Here is a 19,222-nt window from a genome sequence, read left to right on the forward strand (position 1 = left end):
ATTAGCAGGTTGGCGCGTCGGGTTCATACCATGGACGCATGGCCTCCCTTCTGACGACCGAGCGGGTGAACGCGGCTCTCGCCACGGTGCTCGATCCCGAGATCCGCAAGCCCATCACCGAGCTCGACATGGTCAAGAGCATCGACATCGACGCGGACGGCGCCGTCCGCGTCGGCGTCTACCTGACCGTGGCCGGGTGTCCGATGAAGGACACCATCACCAGGAACGTCACGGAGGCCGTGTCCAAGCTCGACGGCGTGTCCTCGGTGCGCGTCGACCTCGACGTGATGAGCGAGGAGCAGCGCAAGGACCTGCAGACCAAGCTGCGCGGCGGGCAGCCCGCCAAGGAGATCCCGTTCGCCCAGCCGAACTCGCTGACCAAGGTGTACGCGGTGGCGAGCGGCAAGGGCGGCGTCGGCAAGTCGTCGGTGACGGTGAACCTCGCCGCCGCGCTGGCCGCCCAGGGCCGCAAGGTCGGGGTCGTGGACGCCGACATCTACGGCCACTCGGTGCCGCGGATGCTGGGCGTGGACACCCCGCCCACCAAGGTCGAAGACATGATCATGCCGCCGAGCGCGCACGACGTGAAGGTGATCTCGGTCGGCATGTTCACCGCCGGGAACCAGCCGGTCGTGTGGCGGGGGCCGATGCTGCACCGCGCGCTCCAGCAGTTCCTCGCGGACGTGTACTGGGGCGACCTCGACATCCTGCTGATGGACCTGCCGCCCGGCACCGGCGACATCGCGATCTCCGTCGCGCAGCTGCTGCCGTCCGCGGAGATCCTCGTCGTCACCACCCCGCAGCAGGCCGCCGCCGAGGTGGCCGAGCGGGCGGGCGCGATCGCCGCGCAGACCCACCAGCAGGTCGTCGGTGTGATCGAGAACATGTCCTACCTGGCCTGCGCGCACTGCGGTGAGCAGCAGCACATCTTCGGCGAGGGCGGCGGCCAGACGGTCGCTGACGCGCTGACGAAGACGCTCGGGACGCGCGTCCCGATGCTCGGCCAGGTGCAGATCGACCCGCGCCTGCGCGAGGGCGGCGACAACGGCGTCCCGCTGGTGCTCTCCGACCCCGACGCCGGGGCCGCCAAGGAGCTGCGCACGATCGCCGACAGGCTCGCCGGCCGCAGCCGCGGCCTCGCCGGAATGTCCCTCGGCATCAGCCCCAAGGGCCGCTGACCACCGCCCGCCCGGGGCCTCCCCGGGCGGGTGTCACGCCGGTTCGGGCCCAGGGGGCCGCCGCGGCCCGGACGGGCGCCGCGGCACAGGCCGAGGGGTCAGGTCGCCTCGTTGTCGAAGGGCGGCTTCTCGCTCGGGTCGAGGCCCGCGGACGTCGCGTACGAGGGCTCGTCGTCGAAGATGCCCGAGTCGTTCTTCAGATAGGTCTCGTCGTCCTCGAACAGGTGCTTGCGGACGAACGTCTTCGGGTTGAGGTCGTTGAGGTCGAAGTCCTTGAACTCGGGGCCGAGACCTTCCTGGAGGTCGGCCTTGGCGCTGTTGGCCATCTCGCGGAACTGCCGCAGCATCCGGCCGGCCTGCCCGGCGACCTGCGGCAGCTTGTCGCCGAAGATGACCAGGGCGAGGACGACGAGCACCGCCATCTCACCGAGTCCGACGTCGAACAACCCGTCCTCCAACACACGGCCGGCCGCTCGCGCGGCCGACCCCACACATCCCGAAGGGGACCGGCCCAGAGACGGGCCGGTCCCCCCAGCGTATCCCCAGCCCGGATGAACCGGACTTGAACATCAGTGCCCTGGGCATCTTTCAAAGTGGCCTCGGCCTCGCGCGCGAACGCGTGACCTGCCCGGTGCAGCGAGGCCGGAGGCGAGCGGCACCGGGCAGATCGCGAAGCGATGCCGCGTTCGCCCAGTACCGGTCACGCAGCGAGCCGCCAGGCGAGCGAAGTGGGCCGGGACTGTGAGAACACTGCCCTAGTCGGAGCTCAGGGTCACCTGGGCGGTGGCCTCCTTGCCGCCGCGCTGGTAGGTGAGGGTGACGCGGTCGCCCGGCGCCCGGCTGCGGATCTGGGCGATCAGGTCGGTGGCGTCCTCGATCGGCTTGTCGTCCACCTTGGTGATCACGTCGCCGGGCTTGAGGCCCGCCTTGTCGGCCGGGCCGCCCTTGGTCACCGGGTCCTGCCCGTTGACCGGCTGCGGCATGATCCGGGCGCCGCCCTCCTGGTAGCGGGGGTCGGGCAGCACGCCGAGCTTGGCCTGCTTGACGGTGCCGGTCCGGATGATCTCCTCGGCGATCCGCTTGCCCTGGTTGATCGGGATCGCGAAGCCGAGGCCGATGCTGCCGCTCTGCTGCTCCCCGCCGAGCGACTGGCCGCCGAGCGTCGCGATCGCGGTGTTGATGCCGATCACGCGGCCCTTCGCGTCCACCAGCGGTCCGCCCGAGTTGCCCGGGTTGATCGCGGCGTCGGTCTGGATGGCGTTGAGGTAGGACGCGTCGCCGCCGCCGCCCTCGCCCCGCGTGGGCACGGCCCGGTTCAGCGAGCTGACGATGCCGGTGGTGACCGAGCCCTGCAGGCCGAGCGGCGAGCCGATCGCGATCACCGGGTCGCCGACGGCGATGGCGCTGGAGTCGCCGACCGGCAGCGGGGGCAGCGAGTGCTGGCCCTCGGGCTTCAGCACGGCGACGTCCGAGCTCGGGTCGGCGCCCTTGATCGTGGCGGGCAGCGTCTTCTTGTCGTTGAAGACGATCTGGATCTGGCCGCCGCCACCGCCGCCGCCGGAGGCGACGTGGTTGTTGGTGATGACGTAGCCGCCGTTGACGATGAAGCCGGTGCCGCCGATCTCGCCCTGCGACGACTGCACCCGGATCATCACGACGCTCGGCAGCACCCGCTGCGCGACGCCCGCGACCGAGTCCGGGGGACGGCTCTGCACCTTGGTGTCGTTGCTGTTGCTGCCGCCGAGGCTCACCGGGCCGTTGTCGTCGTCCCCGCCCGTCGCGATCACACCGATCCCGGCGCCGACGGCACCGGCCACCAGCGCGACGATCAGCGCGACGACGGCGAGGAGCCCGAGGCCCGGCCCGCCGCGCGAGGAGGACGGGGGCGCCGGGACCGGCGCCCAGTTCGGCCCGGTGCCGCCGGGCGGCATCCCGTAGCCCGCCATCGGGCGCGGGCCCGGGCCGCCGGGCGGCGGCGGGCCGGGCGGCGCGGGCGGCGGACCCATCGGCGGGCGGCCGGGAGCGGGCGGCGGCGGCCCCTGGTGGGACTGCTGCGGCCAGCCCCCGTACGGGCCGCCCTGCGCGGCCCTCGGGTCCTGGTTGTGCGGGACGAACCCGGGCCGCATCCGGTCGTCGGGCGCCTCCACGGGCGCCTTGTCGAGCGGGACGGGCGGCGGCGGCTGCGGCATATCGCGCGGCGGCACGTCCTGCAGCGGCACCTCCTGCGGCATGTCCGCGGCGGCCTGGGAGAGCACGTCCTCGCTGGTGTCGGGCGGTCCGCCGAGCGAGTCCGGCGGCGCGAACCCCCCGGCGACCAGGCGGTCGCCCTCCTCGCCGGCGTCGCGCCCGTCGCCGCTCGCGGGGCCGGCCCCGGCGCCGTCCTCGGCGCGGGCGGATCCGGGCTCGGGGTCGTCGGCCTCGTCCGCCGGCTGCTCCACGGGGATCCCCTGGTCGGTCACCGTCTCGGGAGGAGCCGCCGCCTCCTGCCGCTCAGGCTCCTGCCCGGGGACGACGTCGTCGTCCTCCGACGGCGCCCTCACCGGGCCGCGGTTGTCTTCCGTCATCCCCATCTCTCCTACCGAGCATGGTCCTCGTTATCGGTGCTCATGCTGCCCCGCGGGGCATGTGGCGAGCATAAGACTCGCCGCCAATACCCATATCTCGGGTCAATCGAACGGATTCACCGCCGCGACCAGGCGGCGGGCACCGCGGGAGAGCCGCGCCCAGAACGGCGCGGAGTCGCGCGGCATGTTCAGCGCCACCGCCGTGGCCGTGCTCTGCGGGGCGTCCGTCACGACGGTGTAGACGTAGCCGTTCCCCCCGGACACCGCCCAGCGCCTCAGGGACTCGCGGCGGTACACCGTCCTGCCCCGGCGGGCGGTCTTCTGCCAGCCCGCCATGCCGCGCGCGTCGAGGTCGCCGCGCTGCACGAACACCGAGACGGCGGCGAGGCCGTCGGAGTAGCTGAGATGCAGGGCGCCGCCGCCGTTCTCGCGGCGGGCCTCGTGGAGGGTGAGCCGGCCCGGCAGGTCCTTCGGGACGGGCCAGCCGCCGCCGCGCAGCCCGGCGAGGGCGGCGCGGTCCAGCTTCTCGCCCCACGCGCTCGCGGCGGCACGCGCCCCGCTGTTCTCGACGGGGCTGCCCGCGCTCGCCCCGGGGAAGCGGGACGGCCCGCCGAGCGGGCGGGCGAGGGGGGACGGCTCGACCGGCGAGACGGTGAAGCTGATCTCGGTGAAACCGGTGGTGATCACGGGACGGCCGGTGGCGTCGATCAGCTCGCGGTGCAGCATCAGCCCGGTGTCCCGGTCGATCCAGAAGCGCCCGGCGGGGCTGCCGTCGGCGCGGCGCGCCTCGACGACGCGGGCGGCGCGGCCGCAGATCGACGCGTCCGCGGCGCGCACCACCGCGTAGTTGCGGGTCAGCAGCGCCAGCGTCGCGGGCGTGAAGCCGGTGGTGTCCCCGGCGGACGACTCGGGCCGGTACCCCTCACCGGTGAGCCCGGACCGGTACCGGACGCCCGCGCCCGGCGTGTGCGACACGAGGACGCGCGCGGTGGCGGCCCGGCCGCCGCCCCCGGTGGTGAGGAACCGGCGGCCCTCGTAGGGGACGCGGCGGGCGGCGTCGGCCGCGGCGCGCAGCAGGCCGAGGGCGCCCGGGTCGCTGCGGGCGCGGCGCACGGGGGCGGGGTCGCCGGTGAGCGTCCCGGCGAGCGCGAGGGCGCCCGCGAGCCCGCCGGCCAGGACGGCGCTGCGCCGGCACCGCCCCGCCGGGGCCGGCCGCCTCACGGCCCTGGAGAGACCTGGACCTGGTTGACCGGGTCGGTGAGCGGATCGGTCATCGGCGCGTCGCCGGACGTGAGCGCGTGCTCGACGGCGAACCGGTCGAAGGCGGGCGTCACGGCGGGGGTGTCCTGGCGTCCGCCCGCCACGTAGGAGGCGGTGCCGAGGCTGAGGAACAGGGTGGCGGCGCCGACCACGAGGTAGCGGCGCCGGGGCTGGACGCGCATCGCGGCGGCGTGCCCGGCCGGGCGGTTGTCGCGCGGGCGGACGGCGTGCGGCGGCCTGGCGGGGCGGGCCGATGATCGAAGCGGCCGGTGCGGCCGGTGTGAGCGTTGACCCGCGTGCGGAACCGCCGTCTTCGGCGGGACGCCGGCAACGGGCGCGCCGGGGGCCTCGGCCGCGTCGGGAAGGCCGGACAGGTCGGGCAGGGTGCGCAGCCGGCTCAGGAAGTCGGGGGACGGAAGGTCGTCGGTGCCGTCGGTCGCCGGCAGCTCCGACAGGCCCCGCAGCCGTCCCTTGAGCTTGCGCAGCTGGTCGGCCTCTTCCCGGCAGTCGGCGCATCCCGCGAGATGGGCGAGGGCGCGCTCGCGCTCCTCGTCCCCCAGCTCACCGTCGACCAGCGCGGTCAGACGCTCCCCCAGACAACTCACGCCGCCTCCGTCGATTCCGTTCGGTCAGGCGCGCGGTCCCGCCCCGCGCGCGGTGCACAGCTTTACACGCCCTCCGGCAGCGGCCGGACACCGCCCGCCGCGTGCGCGCCTCCGGGCCCGCCTTCGAAGGCGGCCTCACCGCCGGCGGCGGCGACCTGGTAGTCGTTCCGCGTCCCCGGCCGGCGCCGGGTGGGCGCGCGGTGCTCCAGCGCCGAACGCAGCTGCGCCCGCCCCCGGTGGATGCGGCTGCGCACGGTGCCGAGCTTGACGCCGAGGGTCGCGGAGATCTCCTCGTAGGACAGCCCCTCGATGTCGCACAGCACGACGGCGGCGCGGTAGTCGGGGGCCAGCGCGTCGAGCGCGGCCTGGACGTCGGCGTCGAAGTTGTTGTCGTCGAACGCCTGCGCCGGGGTCGGCTCGCGGCCCTGGAGGCGTTCCGCGGCGTCGTCGGCGAGTCCCTCGAAGCGGATGCGCTGGCGGCGCCGGGCCATGTCGAGGAACAGGTTCGTGGTGATCCGGTGCAGCCAGCCCTCGAACGTGCCGGGCGTGTAGTTCGACAGCGAACGGAACACGCGGACGAAGACCTCCTGCGTGAGGTCCTCGGCGTCGTGCTGGTTGCCGGTCAGACGGTAGGCCAGCCGGTAGACGCGGGCGGAGTGCTCGCGGACGACCTCGTCCCAGGACGGCGGCGCCCATTCTGCCTCGGGCGCGTTCTCCCGGGTTCGAGCGGCGTTTCCCAGACCCTGCCTGGCGCCGACCCCAACAGCGCTTCTGAAACTGAGTGCTGCGACTCCCATGGTGCCGGGCTGTTCCTCTCTCGTGAGCCAAGGTCTCGCCTTGGAACGGCACGGTCTCGCCTGGGCTGGGGCGGTTCTGATACCGACTCGGTGCTTGCCTGTGTTGGTAACAACGCACTGAAACGCCAGTTGGTTCCCCTGCAGCGATATGGTCTTTCCAGCATGAGCCGTGCGGGGGTCCCAGGAGGAGGCAGCCATCGACGCCATTGAGGCCACCCGGGCCTATGTGGAGGATTTCCTCCCCGAGGACGAGCCGCTCCAGAACGCCCGGCGCCGCGGCCAGGAGGTCGGCGCGGTGCCGATCGGCCCGGCCGGGGGCGCGGCGCTGCGCTTCGTCGCCACCCTGATCGGCGCGCGGACGGTCGTGGAGGTCGGCTCGGGCTGCGGCGTGTCCGGCGTCTACCTGATGCGCGGCATGCCGAAGGACGCGGTGCTGACCAGCGTCGACATCGAGCCGGAGCACCAGCGGCTGGCCAAGCAGGCCTACCGGGAGGCGGGCCTGTCCGGCTTCCGCACCCGGATGATCATCGGCCCGGCGCTGGAGGTGCTGCCGCGCCTCACCGACGGCGCCTACGACATGGTCTTCTGCGACGCGGCGAAGCGGGAGTACCCCGAGTACCTGGTGGACGCGCTGCGCCTGCTGCGGCCGGGCGGCGTCGTCGCGTTCGACAACGCCCTCTGGCACGACCGGGTCGCCGACCCCGACCGGCGCGACCCCGACACCGAGGCGATCCGCGAGGTGCACCGCATGATCCGCGAGGACGACCGGCTCGTCCCGCTGCTGATCCCGGTGGGCGACGGCCTGCTCTGCGCCGTCAGGCGTGACTGAGGACGCCCTCCGCGACCGGGCCGCCGGGGAGGCCTTCGCGGTCCGGGTGCGGGTCACGTGGCGCGGGATGTGGCGGCTGGCCGCGTTCGTGATCCTCTTCCTGGCGTCGATGGCGTTCGTCGCGGGCGGGGTGATGCGCGGCGCGGGCGCCGGCAGCGTCGCGGTCATGGTGCTCGGGGTCGCCGGGCTCGGCCTCTTCGGGACGGGCCTGCTGGTGTCGGCCGGGCCCATGCTGTCGCGGCGCCCCGTCCTGGAGTTCGACGGCGGCGGGGTGCGGCGCCCCGCGCGCTGGCCGCTGCCGCGCCGGTCCGGTCGGACGCTGCCCTGGGACGAGGTCGCCGCGATCACGGCGCTGCGGCGCGGCGTCGGCGGCACCCGCCGCGGCGAGCAGGACTACCTGGTCTTCCTGCCGACCCCGGAGCTGGCGGAGATGGCCCGCACCTCCGAGCGGGCGCCGCTGGTGGCGCTCACGATGCGGGACGTGCCCGCCACGGCGGCGGCCGTCCCGTGGTGCTTCGCGGTCGAGCCGGGCTGGGACGCGACGCTCCCGGAGATCGTCAAGCAGGCCAGGCGCCGCCGCCGCGTCCCGGTGATCGACCGCCGGAACAAGTGACCGGCCGCTGCCCGGTCAGGCCGTCAGCCAGTCCAGCAGGAGGCGGGCGCCGTAACCGGTGGCGCCGCGGGTGATCTCGCCGTCCTCGGAGGTGGAGCGGCCGGGCCCGGCGATGTCGAGGTGCGCCCAGGGCCGGTCGCCCGTGAACTCGCGCAGGAACAGCGCCGCCGTGATCGAGCCGCCGCCGTAGCCGCCGCGCCCGATGTTGTTGATGTCGGCGACGTCGGAGTCGATCGCGGCGCGGTAGTCCTCCACGAGCGGGAGCCGCCACACGGGCTCGCCGGCGGCCGTCCCGGCCCGGGTGAGCTCCCCGGCGAGGGCGTCGTCGCTCGCGAACAGGGCCGCGTGCTTCAGGCCGAGCGCGACCTTGGCGGCGCCGGTCAGCGTGGCGACGTCCACCACCGCGTCGGGGTCGAGCCGGGCGTCGGCGTAGGCGAGCGCGTCGGCGAGGACGAGCCGCCCCTCGGCGTCGGTGTTCAGCACCTCCGACGTCGTCCCGCCGTAGTGGGTGATCACGTCGCCGGGGCGCATCGACGACCCGGACGGCATGTTCTCCGCCGCGGCGACCAGACCGGTGACGCGGGCGCGGACGCCGAGGGCCCGCAGCGCGCTCATCACGGCGATGACGACGCCGCCGCCAGCCATGTCGGTCTTCATCGTCTTCATGCCCTCGTTGGGCTTCAGCGACAGGCCGCCGCTGTCGAACGTGATGCCCTTGCCGACCAGGACGACATGGCGCGGGGAGGACCCCCCGGCGTCCCCCGGGTCATAGGAGAGCTCGATCAGCCGGGGCGGGCGGGCCGAACCGCCGCCGACGGCCAGCAGGCCGCCGAACCCCTCCTCCACCAGCTCCTTCTCGCCCCACACGCGGACGCCGAGGCCGGACTCGCCGGCGACGCGCTCGGCCTGCGCGGCGAGCCAGGACGGGTCCTTCTCGCCGGACGGGGTGTTGGCGAGGTCGCGGGCGAGGGCGGTGGCGCGGGCCCGCGCGGTGCCGAACTCGATCGCGGGGGCGTCGGACTCGGGGCCGGCCTCGGTCAGCACGGCGAGGGTGCCGAGCGCCTTCTTCGGCGGGGCGGCGCCGATCCTGAACTCGTAGGAGGCCAGCAGCGCGCCCTCGACGAAGGCGGCGAGGTCGCCGCCCGGGACGCCCGCGACGAGCGCCGTGCGCCCCCTGCCGCGGCGGGCCAGCGCGGCGCCGGCCCTGCGCAGGTCGCCGGGGGCCGCCTCGCCCACGCCGTAGAGCAGGAGTTCCCGCACCCGGTCGCCGACGCGGACCTGCGTGGCGACGATCTCGCCGGGCTCGCCCTTGGCCTGGTGCAGCGCGAGCAGCTCGTCCAGCGTGAAGGGGAGGGAGGCCGCCACCTCCGCCGCCGGGGCGGCGGGCCCCGACCGGACGGGCACGGCCACCACCTCGGCCCCGAGGTCGACCGCGGTCTGCGACACGGTGCCGCCGGCGCCGTGGATGCGGGTCTCGATGGGCATGGCGGTGGTTCCCCCTGATCGCTGGATGGTCACGGAAATGGCAAGGGCCCCGGCGTCGTCGCCGGGACCGTCACCAACAGGCCGGGAAGGCCGGGGCCGTCAGCCCACGACGCCCTTGATGGCCTCGCCGAGCTCCTTGGCCTCGTCGGCGGAGAGCTCGACCACGAGGCGGCCGCCGCCTTCGAGGGGGACTCGCATGACGATGCCGCGGCCCTCCTTGGTCACTTCGAGCGGACCGTCTCCCGTCCGCGGCTTCATCGCCGCCATGCGTGCATCCCCTTCCTGAGTAGGGCCGCGGCCTCGCACACCTCTGGCCGCGTGGCCGCGTGTCGCATCCGCGTCATCAGTAGTGGTCCATTATCTCGTCTTCCGGGCGCGAAGTGGTAACGATCAGCCTCCAGATCGGCAGCCGGGGCCCCGGGACGCAGGTCGCGGGCCGTGCCGGGCGTCCCGATCGGCGGGGGCGCGACGCCCGCTCCGCACGGCCGCGGACCGCCGCTCAGGGCGGGACCGCCCTTGCCGGGGCGCGGGTGTTCGTCGAAGGTGGCCTGGGAAGATCTACCCAGGACCGAGAGGACGACGATGCCGGAAACCGTGCTTTACGACGTGACCGACGCAGTGGCCACGATCACACTGAACCGTCCCGACGGGATGAACTCGCTGACCGTCGAGATGAAGGAGGCGCTGCGCGCGACGGTGGTGCGGGCCGCCGCCGACCCGGCCGTCCGCGCGGTGATCCTGACGGGCGCGGGACGGGCGTTCTGCGCGGGCCAGGACCTGCGCGAGCACGGCGACAACCTCGCCGCCGGCCGCGGCCTGGACGACACCGTCCGCAAGCACTACAACCCGATCGTCCTGGCGATCGCGGGCATGCGGAAGCCGGTCGTGGCGGCCGTGAACGGCGTGGCGGCGGGCGCGGGCGCGTCCCTGGCGTTCGCGTGCGACCTGATCGTCGCGTCCGACAGGGCCCGGTTCGCGACCGCGTTCACCGGGATCGGCCTCGCCCCCGACAGCGGCATGTCGTGGACGCTGCAGCGCCTCGTCGGCCGTGCCAAGGCCGCCGAACTGCTGCTGCTGGGCGAGCCGGTGAAGGCCCAGGAGGCCCTGGAGATGGGGCTGGTGACGCGGGTCGTCCCGGCCGACGAGCTGGCCCCGGCGTCGGTGGAGCTGGCGCGCCGCCTCGCGTCCGGCCCCACGGTCTCCTACGGCGCGGTCAAGGCGGCGCTCGACCACGCGGCGACGCACGACCTGGCGTCCGCGCTCGAACGCGAGGCGGAACTCCAGGACGAGTGCGAGAAGACGAGCGACCACCACAACGCGACCGAGGCGTTCCTCAAGAAGCAGCAGCCGACGTTCGAAGGCCGGTAGTCCCTCGGGCTCTCCCTGGGGTGGGGGTGGGGGCTACCCCCGCATGAACCGGGGAGGCCGCGCCAATGCGGGCGGTGGGCGCCCGGCGGTTTGCTGGACGGCATGACGCAGACAGCCGCCGCATTCCTCGCCGGGCAGGTCCACGACCATGTCGCCGTCGCCCGCGACGTCGTCAGGTCCTACGGGGCGGGCGAGAACGAGGTGACCGCCCTGCGCGGCGTCTCGGCGGCCTTCCCCCGGGGCCGGTTCACCGCGATCATGGGGCCGTCCGGCTCGGGCAAGTCGACGTTCCTGCACTGCATGGCGGGGCTCGACACCGTGACGTCCGGCTCGATCACGATCGGGGACGTGGACATCACCCGGCTCTCGCGGACCCGGCTGACGAAGCTGCGCCGCGACCGGCTCGGGTTCGTGTTCCAGTCGTTCAACCTCCTGCCGATGCTGACGGCGGAGGAGAACATCCGGCTGACCGGGCGCCTCGGGAACCGGCGCGCCGACCGGGAGTGGTTCGACACGATCGTGGACGCGCTCGGGCTGCGGGAGCGGCTGACGCACCGGCCGGGCGAGCTGTCGGGCGGGCAGCAGCAGCGGGTCGCGGTGGCGCGGGCGCTGCTGACCCGGCCGGAGGTGCTGTTCGCCGACGAGCCCACCGGCAACCTCGACTCCCGGTCGGGCGCCGAGGTGCTGGGCTTCCTGCGCACCGCGGTGGACGCCTACCGGCAGACGGTGATCATGGTGACGCACGATCCGGCGGCCGCCGCGCACGCCGACCGGGTCCTCTTCCTCGCCGACGGGATGATCGTGCACGACCTGCCCGCGCCGACGATCGACGGCGTCCACGCCGTGATGCGCCGGATGGAGGGCTGACCGGCATGTGGCTGATCGCGCGCCGCTCCTTCGCCGAAAGCTGGACGCGGCTGGCCGCCACGCTGCTGGCGGCGGTGTTCTCCATCGGACTGATCGCGGGCGCCCTGCAGTTCACGCTGCGGGCGCAGGAGGCGGTGTCGGGCAGCGACGCCAGCGAGTACTCCCGCGCCGACGTGCTCGTCCAGGGCGGCTCCGCCGACCCCGACGACCCGTACTCGCCGCCGGACGGCCGGGTCGCGGCGGCCGCCGTGGCCGGACGTCCCGGCGTCGCGGCGGTCGCGGGCGACGCGACGGTCCCGGTGACCGCGAGCGGCGCGGACGGCAAGCCGATCCTGCCGCCCGCCGGGGCGGGCACGTCCCTGCGGCCGTGGACGTCCGACGGCCGCCTCAACCCCTACCACCTGGAGTCGGGCCGCGCGCCCGCCGCCGACGGCGAGGTCGCCGTCACCCGGCACGTCGCCCGCGCGGGCGGGCTCGGCGTCGGCGACACGCTGAAAGTGCTGCTGCCGCGGCAGAGCCGCGACATGAGGATCGTCGGCGTCGTCACCGTGCAGGGGCACAGCGCCGTCGCGAGCGGCGACCTGCTGCTGGCGCCCCCCGGCACCGTCGCGCAGGCGGCGGGCCTCCCGGCGGGGACGTGGCAGAGCGTCTGGGTCAAGGCGTCGGGCGGATCGGTGCCGGCGCTCCGCGCCGCACTGGCGCGCGACCTCGGGAAGGACGTCACCGTCCGGACGGCGGCGGAGGTGCGCCGCGCGCAGTCCGCCGACCTCCAGGGCGCCGGGGCGTCGATCGGCGGCGCCATCGGCATGCTCTCGTCCGTCGCGGTGTTCGTGGGGCTGTTCGTCGTCGCCAACACCTTCGGCACGCTCGTACGGCAGCGGACCCGGCGGCTGGCGCTGCTCAGCGCGATCGGCGCGACGCCCCGGCAGATCAGGCGGCTGATCCGGTTCGAGGCCCTCGCCCTCGGCGCCGTCGCCTCCGCCGGCGGCGTGGCGCTCGGCTACCCGGTGTCGGCCCTGCTCACCCACCTGTTCGCCAACGACGGCTTCGACATCTCCGCCGCCGACGCGCAGTACGGCTGGATCGCGCTCGCGGTGCCCGCCGCCGCCGGCGTGCTCGTCACCCAGCTCGCGGCCCGGCGCGCCGCCAAGCGCGCCGCGAAGATCTCCCCGATGCAGGCTCTGCGGGACGCGAGCACCGAGACGGCGGGCCGCCGCTGGCCGCGCCTCCTCGGCGCCCTGGCGGTGTTCGCCTGCGCCTGGATCTTCTTCGGGGGCGTCTTCGGGATCCGCTACGAGGAGCCGCCCGGCCCCGAACGCACCGCCGGCACCAGCGTGATGACCCTCATGGGCTGCATGACCACCGTGGCGGCACTCGCCGTCCTCGCCCCGTTCTTCGTCGGCCCCCTCGGCGGCCTCGTCGGCCGCGTCGGCATGGCCGTCAGCGGCGAGGCCGGACGCCTCGCCCGCGCCACCATCACCCGCAGCCCCCGCCGCGTGTCGTCGGCGGCCTCGTCCCTCATGCTCGGCGTCGCGCTGGTCGCCTCCACGGCGCTGATCGTCCTGTCGGTGGGCGCGCGGTTCAACGAGGCCGGCCGGGAGGTGATGCGGGCCGACCACGCGGTCACGGCGACCGGAATGACCTCGGACGGGCAGGCGCCCCTCCCCCGCGACGCGGCGCGGAAGGCCGCCGCCGTGCCCGGCGTGTCCGCCGCGGCGGCGCTCACGATGTCGGAGGTCAAGCTCGTCTCTCCCCCGCCCAGACGGCCCTCGCCCGAGGAGGCCCCCGAGCCCTTCTACCTCGCCGTCACGGGCGCCGACCAGAACGCGCTGCCGTCGGTGCTGAAGCTCGGCGGCCGCCTCCCGCGCCTCGGCGACGGCCAGATCGCCCTCACGTCCACGGTCATGAAAGGCCAGCGGATCAAGAAGGGGCAGCGGATCGTGGTGCGCGGCGCCCGCGGCAGGATCGCGCTCACCGTCGCCGCCGCCTACCACGACCCGTCCCACCTGTTCGCCGACCAGGCCCTCGTCTCGGACGCGACGATGGACCGGCTCGACCCCACCGCGGCCGCCCAGGTGGTGCTCGTCCGCGGCGGCACCGAGCAGGCCCTGTCCCGCGCGTTCGCGGACGCGCCGGGCCTGAAGGTCGTCGACAGGGCCGGCTACGTCAAGGCGGCCGCCGACGCGATGACCAAGGGCATGAGCGTCATCTACGGGTTCATCGGCATGGCGCTCGTCCTCGCCCTCTTCGGCATGGCGACCACCGTGTCGATGAGCGTCGCCGAACGGACCCGCGAGTTCGGCCTGCTCGGCGCCGTCGGCGCCACGACGGACCAGATCCGCTCGATCGTCCGCTGGGAGGCCGCGACGGTCGTCCTGCTCGGCACCCTCCTCGGCCTCGGCACGGCCCTGGCCACCGCGTCCCTCCTGCACGTCGCCACAGGCAGCTCGTACCTCGCCCCCAACGCCCCCTGGTGGCTGTTCCCCGCAGTGATCACCGGCGCCGCCGCCGTCACCTTCGCCGTCTCAGCCCTCCCCGCGAAAAGAGCAGTGGCCATCGCCTCGACGCGTTAAGCAGCGCCGTGGCGGTGGCAGTCGGTGAGGTGGTCGTCTACCAGGCCGCAGGCTTGCATTAGGGCGTAGGCGGTGGTGGGGCCTACGAAGCGGAAGCCCTGCTTCTTCAGTTCCTTGGCCAGGGCCTTCGAGGCGTCGGTGTAGGCGGGAACCTCGGACATGACGGTATAGGACGGGGAGTCGGGGTCGGCGTAGCGCCAGGCGGTGGCGGCGAGGCCGCCGGGGAGGTCGAGGGCCGCGCGGGCGTTGGCGATCGTGGCCTCGATCTTGGCGCGGTTGCGGACGATGGCGGCGTCGGCCATCAGGCGCTCGACGTCGCCGGGGCCGAACGAGGCGACCTTCTCGGCGTCGAAGCCGTGGAACGCGGCACGGAAGCCCTCGCGCTTGCGCAGGATCGTCAGCCACGACAGGCCGGACTGGAACGCCTCCAGGCACAGCCGCTCGTAGAGGCCCTGGTCGTCGCGGACCGGACGGCCCCATTCCTCGTCGTGGTAGGCGACGTAGTCGGGCGCCGACAGCCCCCACGGGCAGCGCGCCAGCCCGTCCTCGCCCAGAATCGCGGTGGTCACCCGCCCGTTCTACCTCATGCCTGCGACAGAACGGCGAGGCGGCGCAGCCCGACCCCCATGAACGCCTTCACGACCGGTCCCGCGACCAGCCAGGCGGCGCGGCCGAGGGGGCCGAGGGGCAGGTCGACGCGCTCGGCCCAGACGACGCGGCTGCCGGAGCCCTCCGGGACGACCTTGAAGAACGCCTCGCCGCGCACGACGCGGCCGGTGTGCCGGACCGCGACGCGGCGGCCGTCCCGCCAGTCGGTGATCACCATGGTGTCGAGGAAGCCGACCGGGCCGACGCCCGTCCACGCCCGCAGCTCGTCGCCGACCTTGTCGCCGCCCTCCGCGCGGGTGAACGGCATCCACTCGGCGTGTCGCGGCCAGTCGGTGAGGACGTCGAAGAGCCGCTCGGGCGGGGCCGCCGAGACCGCCTCCGCGTGGACCGCGACCGCGCTCATCTGCTCTCCTCCCCGTCCGGCTCGAAGGACTCCTTGCGGAGCGGCACCCGGGCGGCGGGCTCCTCGATGCCGTGCAGGGCGCCGACCGGGCCCGCCGGTTCGGCGTCGTCGGCGCGCTCGCGGGCGTCGTGGAGCTGCCGTTCCAGGTCCTCCACGCGGGCGTCGCGCTCGTTCAGGGCCTCGGTGAGGCGGTGGAACGCGTCGTCCGTCACATGCGGCTGGTACCCCCACAGAGTCCGGGGGAACCTGAGGCGGGCGCCCTCCCAGCCGACGACGGGCCGCCCCTCGGCGTCCACGCTGACCGGCGGATAGTCGGGATGGGCCTCGGCCAGCTCGCCGCCCCTGCCCATGGCGAGGGCGACGACGGCGCCCAGCACGGCCACGCCGGCCAGGACGAGAACCACGACCACGATCACGCTCCGATCTGACGGCACCCCATCGGGAAGACGATCCCCCGTCCCCGATCGTGCCACGCCCGGCGGCGTGGGGTTGCACGAGCGCGGGGTCCTTCCACCGGGCGCGCCGGTTGCGGACGCGGGCACGGCGCCCCCGGCGAGTCGCCGAGGACGCCGTGCCGGTCACGCCGCGACGGGCGTGCGCGGGTCCGGTCCTCAGCCGCGCAGGCGGTGCCAGGGGCCGGTGATCGCGAACGTGGCCCCCGGGTCGGACTGGCGGTTGGCGAACAGGATCCGCCCGTCCGGGGAGAACGTCACGCCGGTGAACTCGCTGTCATTGAGGGCGTTGCGGGCCATCGCGAACGGCTCGTCCCGGCGGGTGGTGCCGATGAGGTACTGCTCGCCGTCGCCGTCCTCCGCGAGGATCACACCGCCGCCGTACGGGGAGACGGTGATGTTGTCGGGGCCGTCGAAGCGCCCGCCCGGCTTGAAGACGAGCTGGAGCTCGATCTCGCCGCGGTGCGGGTCGTAGGTCCAGACCTGCCCGGCGTGGTCGGCGGCGCCGCCATCGGCCTTCCGGGAGTAGCTGCACACGAAGTAGGCCTTGCCGTGGCCCCACCAGGCGCCTTCGAGCTTCTGGCTCCGCGTGACCGTGTCGAACTGCTTGCGGACCGACGTCTGCTTCGCCGACGGGTCGGGCACCTCCACCCAGCCCGCGCGCAGCCGCGTCCCGGGCTCCTGGACGGCCGACAGGTCCGGGACGCCGGGGACGTTCAGCGCCTCCAGCTTCCCGCCCGACATGTAGGCGTGGTAGCCGCCGCGGTGGGCGCGGGGCCGGAACCGGTAGAAGAGCCCGAACGGCTTGGCGGCGTCCTCGGTCAGGTACGCGGTGAGCGTGTGCGGGTCGACGGCGACGGCCTCGTGCGCGAACCGGCCGAGCCCGGTCAGCGGGACGGGCTCGGTCCTGCGGCCGGTCGGGTCGACCTCGAACACCCAGCCGTGGCTCTTGGTCTGGCCCGTGAAGCCTTCGGTCTCCTCGCAGGTCAGCCACGTCCCCCAGGGGGTCCGTCCGCCCGCGCAGTTGGTGGACGTCCCGGCGAGGCTGACGTACTGCGACAGCAGGTTGCCCTTGCTGTCGACCTCCAGGGTGGTGGTGCCGCCGTTGGCGGCCGGGTCGTAGGTCCACTCGGGACGGCCCACGGCGCGGGTGCCGTTGTTGCTCTGCTCGTGGTTGCGCACCAGCCGGGTGCGGCCGTGGCGGCCGCCGGGGAACGAGGCCATCCCGTCGTGGTGCCCGGGGACGACCACGCCCTCGGAGATGGGCTCGCCCTCCACCGACAGCGTCTTGTAGGAGAAGCCCTCGGGCAGGTCCAGGACGCCCTTGGGGTCGGGGATCAGCGGGCCGTAGCCGTGGGCCTCCCCTGTTTCGGCACCGGCGGACGTCTGGAAGATTCCGTCCAGGCTTCCGGCCAGGGCGATGGACAGCGCGCCGGCCGCGCCGCCCTTGACGACTCCGCGACGGGTCACGGACATGGGCACTCCTTCACGTGAGGGGATCACGCGGGAGCCTGGTCGCCGTCCCTGAACCGCGGATGAACGATCACTGGCCGGGAGGAGAAACCCCAGGACAACGTTGGTCCGCGGGCGCCCCGAGTGCCGGCGCGCGTGCGGAGCGCGGCCTCAGAGGAGCTCCACCGCGGCGTCGACGGCGCCGGCGACGTCGCCGTCCGGCGGATACAGCAGGGACCGGCCCACCACCAGACCCCGCACGGTCGGCGACCGCAACGCACGCCGCCACCCCTCACGCGCCGCACCCTGATCGGCCGCCACCTCACCGCCCAGCAGCAGCGCGGGCAGCGTGGACGCGGCCATCACCCGCTCCATGTCCGCCACCACCGGCACCTTCAACCACGTGTACGCCGACGTCGTCCCCAACCCCGAAGCGATCGCGACCGCACGCGTCATCGCCTCCGGCGACAGGTCATTGCGGACCCGCCCCTCCACCCGCCGGGAGATGAACGGCTCCACCATCGCCATCAGCCCATGCCCGGCCAGCTCCGACACCGCCCGAGCACACGCCTCCAACGTGCGCACGGTCGCCGGGTCGTCATCGTCCACCCGCACCAGCATCTTGCCGCCGTCCAACCCCGACGCCGCGATCGCATCCGCGCCGTAGGCCGTGAAACGGTCATCGATCTCGAACGCCGAACCCGCCAGGCCACCCCGGTTCATCGAACCGATCACGACCTTGCCCTCCAGCACGCCCAGCAGCAGCAGATCCTCGATCACATCAGGCGTCCCCAGCACCCCGTCCACACCCGGCCGCTCCAACGCCATGCACAACCGATGCAGCAACTCCCCACGATCGGCCATCGCCAACGGATCACCACCCACCGCCAGCGCACCCCGAGCCGGATGATCAGCCGCCACCAACATCAACCGCCCCGAACCACCCAGCAACGACGCACGCCGCACCCGCCCCCGAGCAGCCTCCGCCACCGCCCCCGGACGCTCCGCCCGCACCTCGGCCAACCCCGCGATCCGCTCCGCCCGCGCACCCGCGGACGTCACGAGGCCACCCGCCCCACCAGTGCATCGATCATCGTCCACCGTCCCTGTCCGCGACTGCGCGGCGCCGGGTCGCGCCACCGGCACCGCCGAGTCTGGTCAAGATCACGAACGGCTGTCAATCCGCCACGGGGCGCACCATCGGTGCCCCGCACGGGCGACCGTTCAGGCCCCGAGGCCCTTGTAGTCCGCGGCTTCGGCGATGGCGGACCCGGCCAGGTCGAAGCCCTCCACGCACGCCAGGTACCCGGGGGCCTCCCAGTCGCTGCCGCCGGGCTCGCCACCGAGCGGCACGTACGTCCCGCCCGCCTGCCTGACCAGCAGCAGCCCGGCGGCGATGTCCCACGCGTTGATGGACGAGTCGTAGGCCGCGTCCAGCCATCCGGCGGCGACGTGGGCGAGGGTGAGGGCGGCGCTGCCCGGACGTCGCACGGTGGCGAACGCGTCCACCACCCGGCCGTAGCGCCGCAGTGCCTCCTCGCGTCCGAGGCTCAGGTCGTAGGCGCTCGGGTAGGACGTGGCGACGACGGCGTTCTCGTCGCAGGTCGCTCCGCGGCTGTGGATCGGCTGGCCGTTGCAGGTGGCACCGTCCAGGGACGCGGTGAACATGTCGTCGCGCACCGGGTCGTACACCACGCCCGCCACCAGTTCGCCGCCCATGGCCGCGCCGATGGACACGCAGAAGAACGGCAGGCCGACGGCGAAGTTGGCGGTCCCGTCGATGGGGTCGACGAACCAGCGCAGGTCGCCGTCCCCGCCGTCTCCGCCGCCCACGCCGCCTTCCTCGCCGACGACGACGCTGCCGGGGGTGTGCTCGGCCAGCACCTCCCGGATCGTCTCCTCCGCCGCCCGGTCGTGCACGGTGACCGGGTCGTGGATGTCGCGCTTGAGATCGACCTCGGGACGCGACCGGAACGCCGTCCGCAGACGGTCCCCCGTGGCGCGGGCGGCGAGTTCGGCGATCCCGGCGAGCTCCCGCGAGGCGGGGACGTCGACGCTCATTGTTCTCCTTCGATCACGACAAGGTCACGAATGCGCACATGACGACCGTATCCGAGTGCCGCGAGGGGCCCGGGCGGGCCCTTTGTTACAGAGCCTCCGGCTCGGG

19 protein-coding genes are annotated in these 19,222 nt (G+C 74.2%); 6 read left to right on the plus strand and 13 right to left on the minus strand.

Annotation, left to right across the window (positions count from 1 at the left end; genetic code table 11):
- Positions 1-38: 38 nt before the first annotated feature.
- Positions 39-1,178 (plus strand): Mrp/NBP35 family ATP-binding protein, encoded by a 1,140-nt coding sequence (locus BJY14_RS12225; protein ID WP_179843724.1) that lies wholly within the window; start codon positions 39-41, stop codon positions 1,176-1,178.
- A gap of 98 nt (positions 1,179-1,276) precedes the next feature.
- Here the strand turns inward: BJY14_RS12225 and BJY14_RS12230 are convergent, their stop codons facing one another.
- From BJY14_RS12230 to sigE, 5 genes are all read right to left on the minus strand, one after another.
- Positions 1,277-1,624 (minus strand): sec-independent translocase, encoded by a 348-nt coding sequence (locus tag BJY14_RS12230; protein ID WP_179843725.1) that lies wholly within the window; start codon positions 1,622-1,624, stop codon positions 1,277-1,279.
- A gap of 309 nt (positions 1,625-1,933) precedes the next feature.
- Positions 1,934-3,742: a S1C family serine protease gene (locus BJY14_RS12235; protein WP_179843726.1), complete on the minus strand. Its 1,809-nt coding sequence runs from the start codon at positions 3,740-3,742 to the stop codon at positions 1,934-1,936.
- Between the two features lie 102 nt (positions 3,743-3,844).
- Positions 3,845-4,963 carry a MucB/RseB C-terminal domain-containing protein gene (locus tag BJY14_RS45100; protein ID WP_312879163.1) on the minus strand — a complete coding sequence of 373 codons (1,119 nt, stop codon included), beginning with the start codon at positions 4,961-4,963 and terminating at the stop codon, positions 3,845-3,847.
- Positions 4,960-5,607, minus strand: a complete 648-nt coding sequence (locus tag BJY14_RS45105; RefSeq protein WP_312879164.1) for an anti-sigma factor family protein — start codon at positions 5,605-5,607, stop codon at positions 4,960-4,962. Before BJY14_RS45105 ends, BJY14_RS45100 begins: the two co-directional genes overlap by 4 nt.
- Positions 5,608-5,669: 62 nt before the next feature.
- The gene (gene sigE, locus BJY14_RS12245; RefSeq protein ID WP_246395886.1) at positions 5,670-6,404 is read right to left on the minus strand and encodes an RNA polymerase sigma factor SigE; all 735 of its coding nucleotides are present in this window, start codon (positions 6,402-6,404) and stop codon (positions 5,670-5,672) included.
- A 169-nt stretch (positions 6,405-6,573) separates the two neighbouring features.
- Here sigE and BJY14_RS12250 point away from each other — a divergent pair, with 169 nt between their 5' ends.
- Together BJY14_RS12250 and BJY14_RS12255 are read left to right on the plus strand one after the other, a co-directional pair.
- A complete protein-coding gene (locus BJY14_RS12250; protein WP_258941383.1) occupies positions 6,574-7,233 on the plus strand; it encodes an O-methyltransferase in 660 nt (219 codons plus the stop codon).
- Positions 7,226-7,846 (plus strand): hypothetical protein, encoded by a 621-nt coding sequence (locus tag BJY14_RS12255; RefSeq protein WP_312879166.1) that lies wholly within the window; start codon positions 7,226-7,228, stop codon positions 7,844-7,846. Before BJY14_RS12250 ends, BJY14_RS12255 begins: the two co-directional genes overlap by 8 nt.
- A gap of 15 nt (positions 7,847-7,861) precedes the next feature.
- On the opposite strand, the gene BJY14_RS12260 is transcribed toward BJY14_RS12255, so the two are convergent.
- Complete coding sequence (locus BJY14_RS12260; RefSeq protein ID WP_179843728.1) at positions 7,862-9,331, minus strand: leucyl aminopeptidase family protein; 1,470 nt, start codon at positions 9,329-9,331, stop codon at positions 7,862-7,864.
- A gap of 99 nt (positions 9,332-9,430) precedes the next feature.
- The gene (locus tag BJY14_RS12265) at positions 9,431-9,598 is read right to left on the minus strand and encodes a DUF3117 domain-containing protein (protein WP_089314488.1); all 168 of its coding nucleotides are present in this window, start codon (positions 9,596-9,598) and stop codon (positions 9,431-9,433) included.
- Positions 9,599-9,913: 315 nt separating this feature from the next.
- On the opposite strand from BJY14_RS12265, the gene BJY14_RS12270 reads away from it, so the two are divergent.
- The 3 genes from BJY14_RS12270 (at position 9,914) to BJY14_RS12280 (ending at position 14,139) form a co-directional block, all read left to right on the plus strand.
- Positions 9,914-10,699 (plus strand): enoyl-CoA hydratase-related protein, encoded by a 786-nt coding sequence (locus BJY14_RS12270; protein WP_179843729.1) that lies wholly within the window; start codon positions 9,914-9,916, stop codon positions 10,697-10,699.
- A gap of 102 nt (positions 10,700-10,801) precedes the next feature.
- Positions 10,802-11,566: an ABC transporter ATP-binding protein gene (locus BJY14_RS12275; RefSeq protein ID WP_179843730.1), complete on the plus strand. Its 765-nt coding sequence runs from the start codon at positions 10,802-10,804 to the stop codon at positions 11,564-11,566.
- A 5-nt stretch (positions 11,567-11,571) separates the two neighbouring features.
- Positions 11,572-14,139, plus strand: a complete 2,568-nt coding sequence (locus tag BJY14_RS12280; RefSeq protein ID WP_179843731.1) for an FtsX-like permease family protein — start codon at positions 11,572-11,574, stop codon at positions 14,137-14,139.
- On the opposite strand, the gene BJY14_RS12285 is transcribed toward BJY14_RS12280, so the two are convergent.
- From BJY14_RS12285 to BJY14_RS12310, 6 genes are all read right to left on the minus strand, one after another.
- A complete protein-coding gene (locus BJY14_RS12285; protein WP_179843732.1) occupies positions 14,136-14,708 on the minus strand; it encodes a DNA-3-methyladenine glycosylase I in 573 nt (190 codons plus the stop codon). The two genes, BJY14_RS12280 and BJY14_RS12285, sit on opposite strands and share 4 nt — an antisense overlap.
- A 14-nt stretch (positions 14,709-14,722) precedes the next feature.
- Positions 14,723-15,151 carry an SRPBCC family protein gene (locus BJY14_RS12290; protein ID WP_179843733.1) on the minus strand — a complete coding sequence of 143 codons (429 nt, stop codon included), beginning with the start codon at positions 15,149-15,151 and terminating at the stop codon, positions 14,723-14,725.
- Positions 15,148-15,567 carry a hypothetical protein gene (locus BJY14_RS12295; protein WP_179843734.1) on the minus strand — a complete coding sequence of 140 codons (420 nt, stop codon included), beginning with the start codon at positions 15,565-15,567 and terminating at the stop codon, positions 15,148-15,150. The genes BJY14_RS12290 and BJY14_RS12295 overlap by 4 nt, the downstream gene beginning before the upstream one ends.
- A gap of 195 nt (positions 15,568-15,762) precedes the next feature.
- Positions 15,763-17,079: an alkaline phosphatase PhoX gene (locus tag BJY14_RS12300; RefSeq protein ID WP_179843735.1), complete on the minus strand. Its 1,317-nt coding sequence runs from the start codon at positions 17,077-17,079 to the stop codon at positions 15,763-15,765.
- A 147-nt stretch (positions 17,080-17,226) separates the two neighbouring features.
- Positions 17,227-18,117: a Cgl0159 family (beta/alpha)8-fold protein gene (locus BJY14_RS12305; RefSeq protein ID WP_312879167.1), complete on the minus strand. Its 891-nt coding sequence runs from the start codon at positions 18,115-18,117 to the stop codon at positions 17,227-17,229.
- Positions 18,118-18,279: 162 nt separating this feature from the next.
- Complete coding sequence (locus BJY14_RS12310) at positions 18,280-19,116, minus strand: inositol monophosphatase family protein (protein WP_179843736.1); 837 nt, start codon at positions 19,114-19,116, stop codon at positions 18,280-18,282.
- Positions 19,117-19,222 lie beyond the last annotated feature (106 nt).

Source organism: Actinomadura luteofluorescens, from assembly GCF_013409365.1.
Classification (GTDB): Bacteria; Actinomycetota; Actinomycetes; order Streptosporangiales; family Streptosporangiaceae; genus Spirillospora; species Spirillospora luteofluorescens.

Coding starts and splice junctions, on each gene's coding strand:
- BJY14_RS12225 (WP_179843724.1), top strand. CDS start 39: ATGGCCTCCCTTCTGACGACCGAGCGGGTGAACGCGGCTCTCGCCACG.
- BJY14_RS12235 (WP_179843726.1), bottom strand. CDS start 3,742: ATGACGGAAGACAACCGCGGCCCGGTGAGGGCGCCGTCGGAGGACGAC.
- sigE (WP_246395886.1), bottom strand. CDS start 6,404: ATGGGAGTCGCAGCACTCAGTTTCAGAAGCGCTGTTGGGGTCGGCGCC.
- BJY14_RS12260 (WP_179843728.1), bottom strand. CDS start 9,331: ATGCCCATCGAGACCCGCATCCACGGCGCCGGCGGCACCGTGTCGCAG.
- BJY14_RS12265 (WP_089314488.1), bottom strand. CDS start 9,598: ATGGCGGCGATGAAGCCGCGGACGGGAGACGGTCCGCTCGAAGTGACC.
- BJY14_RS12270 (WP_179843729.1), top strand. CDS start 9,914: ATGCCGGAAACCGTGCTTTACGACGTGACCGACGCAGTGGCCACGATC.
- BJY14_RS12275 (WP_179843730.1), top strand. CDS start 10,802: ATGACGCAGACAGCCGCCGCATTCCTCGCCGGGCAGGTCCACGACCAT.
- BJY14_RS12280 (WP_179843731.1), top strand. CDS start 11,572: ATGTGGCTGATCGCGCGCCGCTCCTTCGCCGAAAGCTGGACGCGGCTG.
- BJY14_RS12290 (WP_179843733.1), bottom strand. CDS start 15,151: ATGAGCGCGGTCGCGGTCCACGCGGAGGCGGTCTCGGCGGCCCCGCCC.
- BJY14_RS12300 (WP_179843735.1), bottom strand. CDS start 17,079: ATGTCCGTGACCCGTCGCGGAGTCGTCAAGGGCGGCGCGGCCGGCGCG.
- BJY14_RS12310 (WP_179843736.1), bottom strand. CDS start 19,116: ATGAGCGTCGACGTCCCCGCCTCGCGGGAGCTCGCCGGGATCGCCGAA.